We start from the raw sequence: 11,717 nt of genomic DNA, 5'->3' as shown, positions 1-11,717 counted from the left end.
GGCGTTTGCCGTATGAAACGAATTGCCCGGCGCGGCACCCGGCCGAAACCCGGGGTGGCCGAAGTTGGCCTGATCAGAACGAGCCGGCACGGCGAGCCCGCACGGCGAGGCGCCACCACGAACCGTCGCAGCGAGCCGGCACGACGGCTGCCCCGACAAGCCGTCAGAACGCGCTGTCGAACCCCCACATCATGTCGCTCGGCTCCGTCGCCCGTTCCCGCAGTTCGCGGAGGACTTCCCGCAGCACCGGGTGGTCGATCGACCCCAGTTCCGCGAGCCCCAGTGCCAGCAGGTCCGGCAGCGGCTCCCCGGTGCCGGACTCGTACGCTGCGCCCATGTCCCCGTCCCTCTCCCTCGGTCCCCTCGGTCCCCTAGGTGCACCCGGCCGGTGAACCGCCCGGTGCCTCATTCCAGTTCGGCCAGCCGCTGCGCGGTCTGCTGTGCCGTCGGTTCGCCCGTGCCCAGCCGGTCCTGCGGCAGCCGGGCCCACTGGGCGCGGGCCGCCCGATAGGCGTCCCGGGCCGCCCTCGGACGCGCCGCCGCCTCGAAGGACATACCCCGCCAGTGGTGTGCCTGCGCGGCCAGTTCCACGGCCTCCTGGCGCCGGCGTTCCGTTTCGGCCTCCCGCTCCGCGTGTCCGGCGGACTCGGCGGCGGCCCGGAAGACGTCGGCCGCCGCGTCCAGCCGGGTCGCCCGGCCCAGGTTCTGGTACGCCTCGAACTGGGCCTGCCCCAGCTCCAGCCGGCAGCGCGCCGCCAGCAGCGGGTCGTCCGCGTCCGCCGCCGCCAGCCCGAGGAGGTGTTCGGCCTCCCGCAGGTCCACCCGGTCGCCGCGCACCTGGTAGCGGTGCATGAGCGCCCGCCCGAGGAGCAGCAGCCGGTGGGCGGCGAGCGGGCTGCCCGCCGGGGTCTCCATCCGGCAGTCCCGCAGTACCCGGATCGCCCGGGACAGCCGCTCCCGGGACCGCGCGCCGCTCTCCAGGGCCGCCAGCCTGAGCAGCACCTCGCCCCACTCGGCGAGCACGTCGGCGTGCGCGGGCGCGTCCCGGGGCATCCACTGCGCGGCCTGCCCGAACCAGTCCGCGGCCCGCCGCAGTTCGGCCGGTTCCCCGGAGTCGGCGTACCGGGCCTCGGCGATCCGTCCGGCCCGCACCAGCAGCGCGGCCCGCTGGCCCTGCTCCCGTACGACGCCCAGGGCCTCGTCGGTACGGGCCCGCGCCACGTCGAGCGGCCCGCCCGCCCGCAGCAGCGCGTCCACCAGGTCGGTCAGGGTCCGCACCCGGGCCCGTACGGACTCGGCGGTGGTCGCGCCGCCGGCAAGGGCACCGGCCTCCAGCGCCCGGCCCAGCGAATACGCCGCCTGCTGCGCGTAGAGCCGGCTCTGCGGCGGGTCGGCGGTCACCTCCGCCAGCCGCAGCAGCATCCGGCCGTGGGCGAGCGGGAGCTCGGCCGGTTGGCCGTGCCGGTCGGGCCAGGCGTCGGCGAACGCCTCCAGCATGCCGACGGCGCTCTGGAGCAGCGCGCTGTCGCGGCCGAGCCGCCACTGGGCCTCCAGGGCGCCGACCCGCTCCAGGGTGAGTTCCAGCGCCTCCCGCTCGTCCAGGCCGGGGGCGGCGCAGGCCACGGCGTACTCGCGGTCGGCGCGGCGCAGCAGCTCCTGGGCGCCGGACCGGTCGCCGCGGCGCCGGGCGTCGGTGGCGGCGGCGTGCAGCACGCGCGCGAGGACGGCGCGTTCGCGCAGGGCGTGCGGGTGCGCGGCGGCGCGTTCGGCGGCCTGTTCGGCCTCGCTCAGCAGCGCGTCGCCGCCCTGGACCTCCCACAGCCGCAGCGCGCAGCGCGCGTACTGCTCCCACAGCCCGGGGTCGGCGCCGGCCGGGCCCTGGTGCTCGGTGGCGCCGCGCAGCAGCTGCACCGCGTCGATGAGGTCCTGCACCATGCCCTCGTCGTCGAACCGGGCGAGCAGGTCGCGGGCCCGGGTGACGGCCTGGTGCGGGTGCCGGTCGGCGGGGGGCGCGGCCGTGCGTCCGGCGTAGGACGAGCGGCCGTCGTACAGGGCGAACTGCTCGGGCAGCGGCATGAACCGCTCCAGGACCCGGGCGGCGATCTCCGCGAAGGGCTGCGGGACCCGGTCGGCCCCGCCGCCGTCGCCGCCGTCGCCGTCTCCGTCGTCGGGGTCCCCGGTGACGTAGCGGACGCCGCGGCCCTGGGTACCCCCCGTGCCACCGGCCCCGGTCCCGGTCCCGCCGGTGCCGGTGCCTCCGCCGCCGCCTCCGCCGTCACCGTCGCCGAGCTGGGCCAGGGCGAGGGCGGGGAAGTTGGGGCCGCCCTTGCCGAAGCGCTGCTCGATGTACTCCGAGCAGTGCTTGAGCACGAGCATGGCCTCGTCGCGGCCGAGGCGGGACAGCAGGGCCTCGCGCACGTCCGGTTCGATCTCGTACCACTGGACGCCGTCCGTGCCGTACTCCGCGCCGGCCCTGGTGACCAGACCGCTGACGAGCACCTCCGCCAGCTCGGACGGGCCGGAGCCGGGCAGCATGGTGCGCTGCACCAGGTGCATCACCGGCAGGCACAGCGGCGCCGCCGCGAGGTAGACGGCGAGCCGCCCGGCGGCCGGGGAGGCGACGGAGGTGAACCGGCTGACCCGCTGGTACGGCGTCCGCTGCCGGTCCGCGCGCGGCGCCGGGGCGGGCGGCTGGGCGGCCCGTACCCAGCCCACGGCGCCCGGCACCGGGCCGGTGCCGGCCCCGGACAGCAGCCGGGCCCAGGCGCCGAGGGCGACCGGCTCGGGCGGCAGCACGGGCACGGGCAGCGCGCCCCGGCGGGCCGCGGCGGGCCGTCCGCCGGGGACGCGTACGCGCAGGGCGGTGGCGCCGCTGAGGGTGTCGCCGCGGGACAGCTCGCCGAAGGTGACGGGCAGCCGGGTGCGGTTCCACATGCGCTGCGGCAGCGGCTGGAGGACGGCGACGGGGCCCTGCCGGGACAGGTGGTGGAGCAGGCGGTGGGCGTGGCCGCTGTGCCACAGGGGGCCCGCGCAGTCGCTGACGAACAGGACGATCCGGCGTCCGGTCGGGTCGCTGAGCCGGTCCGCGGAGTGCAGCGGCGCGGTGTGCGGCTCCGGGCTGCGGCTGACCGCCGCGCCGCCGTCCGGGCCCTGGTGCAGGTGGCTGACCTCGATGTCCGAGAAGGCGCCCAGCTGGCCGAGCAACTGCTCCAGTTCGCGGAACAACCGGTCCCACACCCGCATCGAGGAGGAGGCGTCGAGGACCAGGTGCAGCCGGGCGTCGCGCCGGGTCACCGAACGGTGCACGGGCAGGATCAGCCCGCCGGCCTGGGCGCTCAGCTCGGCTGTGGCGGCCTCGTCCAGCTCGGTGCGCCGGGGCGGGGCGGGGCTGCGGTAGCCCTGCAGCGGACGCAGGGCGCGCTGGAGTTCGAGCGGGGAGGGCAGGACGGGGGCGGCGGGAACGCCCACCGGCAGCGCCCGGGCCCGCCCGGTGCCGCCCGACGCCCCGGCACGCGGCACCGGGTAGAGGGCCACGCGCCGGTCGACCGGGTCGGTGGGCGGCGGCTCCTCGGGCGCGGTGGGACGGGCCTCGGCGTCCGGCCGCGCGGCCGGACGCGGGCCGGGTGACGGTGTCCGCGGTGGCCCGGGCCACACCCGCCGCGCAACCGGTACGTCCGCGGCGTCGGCGGGGCGGGCCCAGCCGGCCAGCCACAGGGCGTCGCAGAGCTGCTCGGCGTCCGGGTCGAGGTCGATCTCCCGCAGCCGGCGGACCAGTTCGGCGAGGGGGTCGGCGCCGGGCGGTCCGGGGCGCCCGGGACCGTGACGTGCCGCTGCGTCGGGCATCAGCGCGTCACCTCGGGCGGTCGAGCCGCTGGATGAGCAGGTCGGCGAGCCGGTCGCGGCTGGGCGCGGCCGCGGCGCCGGTGAGGTAGATGGCGTTCAGCAACTGGTCCGCCGCCAGCAGCTCGCTGCGGGACCGCTCCAGGAACCGGGTGATCAGGTCGTCGCCCGCGCGCGCCGCCTCGTCGCCCAGGTGGGCCCGGACGAAGGTGGCGAGCCGCCGGTGGTCGGGGCGGCCCAGCTCCAGGTGGATGCAGCGGCGCATCAGGGGCGGCGGGAAGTCCCGCTCACCGTTGCTGGTCAGCACCACGAAGGGGAAGGCGCGGCAGCGCACCCGGCCGTCGCGCACCCGTACCTTCACGCCGTCCGCGGTGAGCACCTCGGCCTCGCCGTCGGGGAGCCGGTCGGCGATGCGCTCCAGCTCGGGGATGGCGAACTCGCCCTCCTCCAGCACGTTCAGCAGGTCGTTGGGCAGGTCGATGTCGCTCTTGTCCAGCTCGTCGATGAGCAGCACGCGCGGGGTGTCGGACGGCAGCAGCGCGGTGCCGAGCGGGCCGAGCCGGATGTAGCTGCCGATGCCCTCCACGGCCCCCGGCGCCCCGGCCGCGGCGCCGAAGCCGCCCTGCGCGGCGATCTGCACGTCCTGGAGGCGGGCGATGGCGTCGTAGTGGTACAGCCCGTCCTGGAGGCTGGAGCGGCTCACGATGGACCAGCGCAGCACGTTGCCCAGCCCCAGCTCGTACGCCACCGAGTGCGCCAGCGTGCTCTTGCCCGCGCCGGGGCTGCCGGTGACCAGCAGGGGGCGGCGCAGGTACAGCGCCGCGTTGATCATCTCCAGCTCCTCGGCGCCCGGCCGGTGCAGCTCCGCCATGTGCCGGTGGGCGCCGAGCCTGCGGTCCTCGGACCCGTCGCCCGCGCCGGTCGCCCCGTCCCGGCCGGTGAAGTCCCGCCAGGGCGGCGGAGCGGGGAGCCGCTCGATGCCGTCATGGGGTTCGCCGGCGCCCCGGTAGATGAGCCACTCACTGGATTCGGTCATGATCCGGTCCTCGTCGTCACTCGTCCACAGGGGCGGCCGCTCGAACGCCCCTCACGGTATCGATGCCCAAGGGGCCTGGTAAGGAGGCAGACGGACTCGGGGGCGGGCGGGAGCGCGGACGGGGGCGCGCTCCCGGAGGCAGGCGCGTTCAAGGAGCCTCCAGCAGGTCGCCCGCGCCCGGCAGGGGCTGGTGCGGATCGTCGTACAGCAGGGCTATCCCGGCGGCCCAGAAGGTCTCGGTCTGGCCGACGCGCAGCTTGCGGCGCAGGTCGTGCACGACCTCGGGCAGCTGGTGCGCGCTCGGCGGCCCGGCGATCTCGTCGAACGTGCCGCGGTGGAACTCCCCGCAGACCGCGTCCGGCAGGCTGCGCCGGTGGCGCCACAGGGCGACGCCGAAACCGCCGCGCACGATCCGGGCGAGCGCCTCGGCGTCGTCGTCGTAGCGGTCGTCGCCGTAGCGGCACAGCACGGGCACCGTGCCGTACGGCAGTCCGCGCAGCTCCTCCAGGCGGGGGACGGGCTTGCGCAGGCCCTCGTCGCAGTCGAGGACCTCGACCGAGGCCCGGCGCGTGTGCAGCCAGCGCCAGCGGGCCCGGCGCTCCTCGTCGGGGTCGGGCGGGCCGGCCGCGCCGCCGGCCCCGTACCCGTGGGCCTCCGCGCCCGCTCCCCGGTACCCGTACCGGCTGTCGTACGCGCTCTCGTACCCATGCCCGTACCCGTACTCGTACTCGTCCTCGGCGAAGGCGTCGTCCTCGGCGAGCCGGCCGCGGTCGGAGCAGCGCAGCACGACCGGGCGCAGCGCGCCCACCGGCTGCGCGTCCGGGCCCAGCCGCCACTCGTCGGCCGCCAGCCGGCCGAGCAGGGCGTAGGGCAGCGCGACCTGGAGGACGGCGGGCCGGCCCGGTTCGTCGCACTGCCGGAACGCCTCGGTGAGCGGGACCGCCAGCCGCTCGGCGAGCCGCCCCAGCGGGGCCCGCTCGCCGTCGTCGAGGCGGCGCGCCTCGGCGTCGGGCGTCAGGACGGAGACCGACCAGTCGCAGTGGTCCGGCTCCCAGTGCCGCTGCTCCAGCTCGGCCAGCACGGCCGGACGCGCCGCGGCCGAACGCCCGTGGGCCGTGCCGTGCCCGCCCCGCCGCACGCGCGGCCCGCGCCGCCGCAGCCCGCGGGTGCGCTGGGCGGCCAGTTCCCGGCGCTGGCGGGCGCCGAGCCGCTGCACGGCCTGCCACGCCCAGTCCCACAGGGCCTCCTCGGCGGCCGGGGTGCTGGGCGCGACGTAGGGCCGCTCGGCGACCACGGCCTCCACCGCGTAACCGAGCAGGAGGGCGAGCGCGCCGTCGTCGCGGACGCTCTCGTACAGGGCGCCCAGACCGTCCCGCCAGCCGCGCGGCGCGGGCAGCGACAGGGACGCCTGGAAGTCCGGCAGGCCGTCGAGGATGTCCAGCAGGGCGTGGGTGCTGACCGGCGGCGGCAGGTCGGCGAGCCGGCCGAGCAGCTGCACCCGCTCGTCCGGGCCGAGCGCGCGTCCGGGCCGGGCGCCGAGCTGGGTCTGCACGTCCGCCCAGGTGTGCCGGCGGGCGTCCGGATGGCGCTGCCGGTCCCGGTGGTAGCGGTCGTGGGCCTGGAACACCGCGTGGTACAGGTCGTCGTGCTCGGCCGTCAGGGGTTCGGCGGGCACCGGCAGCGTCCGCAGCTGTTCCAGCCCGATGGACGTGCCCCCGCGCGCGTGGCGTGCCCGGGACTTCACGATGCCGATGACCTCGCCCCGCTCCGGGTCGATCACGGGGCCGCCCGAGACGCCGTGCGGCAGGTCGTTCTCACCGAGGCGCAGCTGTACGTCCGAGGCCCAGCCGCCGATGGTGCCCTGGACGGTGAGGGGGCCGTAGAGCATCTGGAGCCGGCCGTCCAGCTCCGTCCAGCCCGCGTAGAGGACCTTGCCGTCGCCGTAGTACGCCGCCGGGCGTTCGGAGACGTACACGCACTCGTGGTCGACCGGCGCGCTCAGCCGGATCAGCGCGAGGTCCGGGGCCGGCCAGTTGCCGACCGGGGGCGCGGGACCGTCCGGCAGCGTCGCCACCACATGGCCGGTCACGGCGGACATGCCGCGTCCCGGCGCCGGCTGGTAGACCACCGCGACCTCGCCCCCCTCCCCCTCGCATGCCACGTGCGCGCAGGTCAGAACCCAGTTGGGGGCGACGAAGAAGCCACTCCCGAGGAACGACGCGGGCTCCTCGGGGGCATACCCGGGCCCCGCCCGATGAATGCGCACGGTGGCCGCCATGACGAGGCCACTGAGCGCACGCCGGGCGGCATCGAGGGCGCTCGACGCGCCTGGGGCGTGCCCGCCCGTCATGCCCCGCCCCCGGCCGTGGCGCTCCCGGCGCCGTCGTGCCCCGCAGCGCCGGCGGACGCGCCGTCGCGCGCGCCGTCGCCCGCGCCGGACGATGCGCCCCCGGCGCCCCCGGTGGCCTCGGTGGCCTCGGTTCCCCCGGCGTCCTGGGTGCCGTCGCCGGGCGCGTACGGCACCGCCGCTCCGCTGTTCCAGGTGAGGGTGACCGTGATGCCGGCCTTGGCCTCGCCGTCGGCGAGCAGCCCGACGACCTTGCCGGCCTTGGCGGTCAGCTCGATGCCGAACTGCACGCTGACCTCGTCGGGCCGCACCGCCCGCAACGGCTCCGCCAGCGACCGCGCCACCCCGGTCACCAGGGAGTGCAGGCTCTCCACGCTCGCCTCGACCCGCTCGGCGAACCCGGTGTCGCTGTACGCCAGCCCGCCCGGCCGCCCGGACAGCTCCTCCCCGCCCGAGATCCGGGCCCAGACCGGCGTCCCGTCCGGTAACGCGATCCGTGCGACCCTCGTCACTTCCCGTCCCATGGAAGTCCCCCGTTCCCCCGCGTCCCCCTGAAACCGGTCGCCCCCGCGAGGCTAACCGCCGGGTTCCGCCGGCGCGAGGGCTTCGGCCGTCCCACGGGGCGCGGCCCTCCCTGCGCCTATCCTTTTTCCTGTCCTCTTCCGTCTTTCCCGTCCGGTTGCGCACCGGGCGGAAAGACCTCACCTCTTTTTCCCGCAGGAACAGGGTCCTTCCCGCACGGGACGCTCCCAACCCCTGCGCCGACCGACGGAGCACCATCCATGTACTTCACCGACCGCGGCATCGAGGAGCTGGAGAAGCGGCGCGGCGAGGAGGAGATCACCTTCGAGTGGCTCGCCGAGCAGCTGCGGACGTTCGTCGACCTGAACCCGGACTTCGAGGTCCCGGTGGAACGCCTGGCCACCTGGCTGGCCCGGCTGGACGACGAGGACGAGGAGTAGGCGCCCCCTGACGGACGCGCCGTGACACCACCCCGGCGCCCCCCGGCGTCACCCGAAAGAGCGTGTTGACTTTCCCCTCGCGCGATATATCGTGAATACGAGAAGACGCGATATGGCGCGTCGTCAGGAAGTCCGGGAGGTCCGCACCATGCCCGAGTGGTCCGTCACGGAACCGAGCAGACTCACGTTCGACACCCCCGTGAGCGAGCTCCGCGTACGCATCGTCGACGGCGCGGTGCACGTCGTCGGCACGGAGGACGGCCCCGCCCGGCTGGAGGTCTCCGCGACCGAGGGTGCCCCCCTGATCGTGGGCCAGGAGGGCGGCACCCTCACGGTGGCCTACGAGGACCTCCCCTGGAAGGACCTCCTGAAGTGGCCCGACCGCAAGGGCCGGCGCCGCAGCGCGGTGGTCTCCCTGACCGTCCCCGCGCACACGCGCGTGGAGGTCGGCGTGGTCGGCGCCACGGCCGTGCTCTCCGGCCTCGACGGCCACACGGAGATCCGGGGCGTCACCGGCGACACCACCCTGGTCGGCCTCGCGGGTCCGGTACGGGCCGACACGGTCTCGGGCAGCGTGGAGGCCCAGGCCCTCACCGGAGACCTGCGCTTCCACTCGGTCTCCGGTGACCTGACCGTCGTGGAGGCCGGCTCCTCCGTCCGGGCGGACTCGGTGAACGGTTCGGTGATCGTCGACTGCGACCCGGCGAGCCGTCCCACCGACATCAGTCTGACCAGTGTCTCGGGCGAGATCGCCGTCCGTCTGCCCCAGCCCGCCGACGCGGAGGTGGAGGCCAGCACGGCGAGCGGCGCGGTCTCCAGCGCCTTCGAGGACCTCGAGGTCACCGGCCAGTGGGGCGCCAAGCGGATCACCGGACGCCTGGGCGCGGGCACCGGCCGTCTGAAGGCGGCCACGGTCACGGGCTCGATCGCGCTGCTGCGCCGCCCGCCGACGGAAGCGGAACACCCCCCGTCGGACACGCCGGCGAGCCCTCCGTCGGACGCCGCGGCGAACCCCCCGGCCGACGGCCCGACGACCGACAAGAAGGTGCTCTGACATGCCCCCCGTCTTCGCCCACGGCCGCCTCCGCCTCTACCTCCTGAAGCTGCTCGACGAGTCCCCCCGTCACGGCTACGAGGTCATCCGCCTCCTCGAAGAACGCTTCCAGGGCCTGTACGCCCCCTCGGCCGGCACGGTCTACCCCCGCCTGGCCAAGCTGGAGGCCGAGGGCCTGGTCACCCACACCACCGAGGGCGGCCGCAAGGTGTACTCCATCACCGACGCCGGCCGCGCCGAACTGGCCGACCGCAGCGCCGAACTGGCCGATCTGGAACTGGAGATCCGCGAGTCGGTCGCCGAACTCGCCGCCGAGATCCAGGCCGACGTCCGGGGCGCGGCGGGCGACCTGCGCCGCGAGATGCGCGCGGCGGCCTCCGCGGCCCGCCGGGGCGCCGGCAGCGCCTCCGCCGACCGCGAGACCGCGGAGGCGTGGCGCACCGCCAAGGAGGAGATGCGCCGCGTCAAGCAGGAGTGGAAGGAGCAGGCCCGCCGCGCCAAGGACGAGAGCCGCCGGGCCCGCGAGGAGGCCCAGCGGGCCCGCCGCCAGGCGAAGGAGGCCCAGGAGTGGGCCCGGACCCAGGCCCAGGAGGAGGTCCAGCGCATCGCCCGCCGCGTCCAGGAGCAGGTGCAGGACCACTTCGTCCGGGGCGACTGGCCGACGGGCCTGCGCGAGGGCCTGAGCGAACTGGCCAAGGAGGTGGGGGACTTCGGCAAGGACTGGCCGTTCACCCGCACCACCCCCTCGTCCCCCACCCCCCACCCGAAGCAGACCCCTGCGGACTACTCATCCACTCCGGAGGACTTCCCCGCCGCCTACGAACCCTCCTGGGCCCACGAGACGGCCACCGACTCCACCGGCGACCCGGCCCGTGACCTGGACCGCCTGCTGGACCGCTTCCGGGACGACATCCGCGACGCGGCCCGGGACCACGGCATCACCACGGACCAGCTCCGCGACGCCCGCCGCCAACTCTCGACGGCCGCGGCTCACATCGGCGCCCTGCTCCGCGCCCCGCGCCCCTGATCCGGCCGCGCACAGAAGGGAAGGCCCGGTCACCCCGCCCGCGTCTTCCCTTCCCCCCGGGGCACACGGATCACGATCACGCCCCGCCCGCACGGCGGGACGAGCCCGGCAGCTCACCCCCACCCGCCGGCCGACGCGTCACCCACACTCCAGCACGATCTTCCCGAAGTGCTCCCCCGACTCCATCCGAGCGAACCCCTCCCGCGCCCGTTCCAGGGGCAGCACCTCGTCGATCACCGGACGCACCCCGGTGGCCGCGCAGAACGCCAGCAGGTCCTCCAGTTCGTCCCTGGTCCCCATCGTGGACCCCACGACCTTCAGCTCCAGGAAGAAGATCCGCGTCAACTCCGCGTGCGAGGGCCGGTCACCACTCGTGGCGCCGGAAATGACCAGCGTCCCACCGGGCCGCAGCGACTTGACCGAGTGCGACCAGGTGGCGGCCCCCACCGTCTCGATCACGGCGTCGACCCGCTGCGGCAGCCGCGCCCCCGGCTCGACGGCCTCCACGGCCCCCAGCTCCACCGCCCGCTTCCGCTTGGCCTCGTCCCGGCTGGTCGCGAACACCCGCAGCCCGGCCGCCTTCCCCAGCACGATCGCAGCCGTGGCGACACCACCCCCGGCCCCCTGCACCAGCACCGAATCCCCGGGCCGCACCCCGGCGTTCGTGAACAGCATCCGGTACGCCGTCAGCCAGGCCGTCGGCAGACAGGCCGCCTCCGCGAACGACAGCTCCTTGGGCTTCGGCAGCAGATTCCAGGTCGGCACGGCGACCCTCTCCGCGAAGGTCCCCTGGTAACGCTCGGTCAGAATGGACCGGGGCTCCTCCACCCCGACCCCGTACCCGCTCTGGCCGATGACGGAATGCAGTACGACCTCGTTGCCGTCCTCGTCGACCCCGGCGGCATCGCACCCCAGGATCATCGGCAGCCGGTCCTCCGCGAGACCGACGCCGCGCAGGGACCACAGGTCGTGATGGTTGAGTGAGGCGGCCCTGACGTCGACGACACTCCAGCCGGGCCGGGCCTCGGGAGCGGGACGCTCTCCCGACTCCAGACCATTCAGCGGCTGATCACGGTCGATCCGGGCGGCGTAGACAGCGAACATGCCCCCGACGATAGATTCCCCGCCCGCCCACGAGAACCGACCGCACCTGTGACACGCGTCCTCTTGCCACACGGAACACACCCGCACCCGCATACGGCGAGCGGGAGCCGGTGTCCCACACGGAACACACCCGCACCCGCATACGGCGAGCGGGAGCCGGTGTCCCACACGGAACACACCCGCACCCGCATACGGCGAGCGGGAGCCGGTGTCCCACACGGAACACACCCGCACCCGCGTACGGCGGCAAGGGGACGGGGTGGGGGGTGTCCGCCCGCAGCGGTTGGCGCGTCAACCCGCTCCACCCCCGTAGCAGACCGATTCCGCGCCGTTCCGAGGACGGACAC

Annotated in this window: 9 protein-coding genes; 3 read left to right on the top strand and 6 right to left on the bottom strand. The window is 75.6% G+C overall.

The window, feature by feature from the left end; all coding sequences use genetic code 11:
* Positions 1–163: 163 nt before the first annotated feature.
* The 5 genes from fxsA to ACY1JF_RS18770 all read right to left on the bottom strand — a co-directional run bounded on the left by fxsA (position 164) and on the right by ACY1JF_RS18770 (position 7,735).
* The gene (gene fxsA / locus ACY1JF_RS18790; RefSeq protein WP_462706305.1) at positions 164–337 is read right to left on the bottom strand and encodes an FxSxx-COOH cyclophane-containing RiPP peptide; all 174 of its coding nucleotides are present in this window, start codon (positions 335–337) and stop codon (positions 164–166) included.
* Between the two features lie 68 nt (positions 338–405).
* The gene (locus ACY1JF_RS18785) at positions 406–3,843 is read right to left on the bottom strand and encodes an SAV_2336 N-terminal domain-related protein (protein WP_462706304.1); all 3,438 of its coding nucleotides are present in this window, start codon (positions 3,841–3,843) and stop codon (positions 406–408) included.
* 7 nt (positions 3,844–3,850) lie between these two features.
* A complete protein-coding gene (locus ACY1JF_RS18780; protein WP_462706303.1) occupies positions 3,851–4,876 on the bottom strand; it encodes an AAA family ATPase in 1,026 nt (341 codons plus the stop codon).
* A gap of 148 nt (positions 4,877–5,024) precedes the next feature.
* Positions 5,025–7,226, bottom strand: coding sequence for a VMAP-C domain-containing protein (locus ACY1JF_RS18775; RefSeq protein WP_462706302.1), 2,202 nt, complete (start codon positions 7,224–7,226; stop codon positions 5,025–5,027).
* Positions 7,223–7,735, bottom strand: coding sequence for a CU044_2847 family protein (locus tag ACY1JF_RS18770; RefSeq protein ID WP_462706301.1), 513 nt, complete (start codon positions 7,733–7,735; stop codon positions 7,223–7,225). The genes ACY1JF_RS18775 and ACY1JF_RS18770 overlap by 4 nt, the downstream gene beginning before the upstream one ends.
* 270 nt (positions 7,736–8,005) lie before the next feature.
* On the opposite strand from ACY1JF_RS18770, the gene ACY1JF_RS18765 reads away from it, so the two are divergent.
* The 3 genes from ACY1JF_RS18765 to ACY1JF_RS18755 all read left to right on the top strand — a co-directional run bounded on the left by ACY1JF_RS18765 (position 8,006) and on the right by ACY1JF_RS18755 (position 10,266).
* The gene (locus tag ACY1JF_RS18765; RefSeq protein WP_152776632.1) at positions 8,006–8,185 is read left to right on the top strand and encodes a DUF6104 family protein; all 180 of its coding nucleotides are present in this window, start codon (positions 8,006–8,008) and stop codon (positions 8,183–8,185) included.
* A 148-nt stretch (positions 8,186–8,333) separates the two neighbouring features.
* Positions 8,334–9,239, top strand: a complete 906-nt coding sequence (locus ACY1JF_RS18760; protein WP_462706300.1) for a DUF4097 family beta strand repeat-containing protein — start codon at positions 8,334–8,336, stop codon at positions 9,237–9,239.
* A 1-nt stretch (position 9,240) separates the two neighbouring features.
* Positions 9,241–10,266 (top strand): PadR family transcriptional regulator, encoded by a 1,026-nt coding sequence (locus ACY1JF_RS18755; RefSeq protein WP_462706299.1) that lies wholly within the window; start codon positions 9,241–9,243, stop codon positions 10,264–10,266.
* Between the two features lie 138 nt (positions 10,267–10,404).
* Here the strand turns inward: ACY1JF_RS18755 and ACY1JF_RS18750 are convergent, their stop codons facing one another.
* A complete protein-coding gene (locus tag ACY1JF_RS18750) occupies positions 10,405–11,370 on the bottom strand; it encodes a zinc-binding dehydrogenase (RefSeq protein ID WP_462706298.1) in 966 nt (321 codons plus the stop codon).
* Positions 11,371–11,717 lie beyond the last annotated feature (347 nt).

The organism is Streptomyces sp. SYSU D01066-1 (assembly GCF_054956795.1).
This window is presented reverse-complemented; position numbering and strand designations above follow the sequence as displayed.

Coding starts and splice junctions, on each gene's coding strand:
- fxsA (WP_462706305.1), bottom strand. CDS start 337: ATGGGCGCAGCGTACGAGTCCGGCACCGGGGAGCCGCTGCCGGACCTG.
- ACY1JF_RS18785 (WP_462706304.1), bottom strand. CDS start 3,843: ATGCCCGACGCAGCGGCACGTCACGGTCCCGGGCGCCCCGGACCGCCC.
- ACY1JF_RS18780 (WP_462706303.1), bottom strand. CDS start 4,876: ATGACCGAATCCAGTGAGTGGCTCATCTACCGGGGCGCCGGCGAACCC.
- ACY1JF_RS18775 (WP_462706302.1), bottom strand. CDS start 7,226: ATGACGGGCGGGCACGCCCCAGGCGCGTCGAGCGCCCTCGATGCCGCC.
- ACY1JF_RS18765 (WP_152776632.1), top strand. CDS start 8,006: ATGTACTTCACCGACCGCGGCATCGAGGAGCTGGAGAAGCGGCGCGGC.
- ACY1JF_RS18760 (WP_462706300.1), top strand. CDS start 8,334: ATGCCCGAGTGGTCCGTCACGGAACCGAGCAGACTCACGTTCGACACC.
- ACY1JF_RS18755 (WP_462706299.1), top strand. CDS start 9,241: ATGCCCCCCGTCTTCGCCCACGGCCGCCTCCGCCTCTACCTCCTGAAG.
- ACY1JF_RS18750 (WP_462706298.1), bottom strand. CDS start 11,370: ATGTTCGCTGTCTACGCCGCCCGGATCGACCGTGATCAGCCGCTGAAT.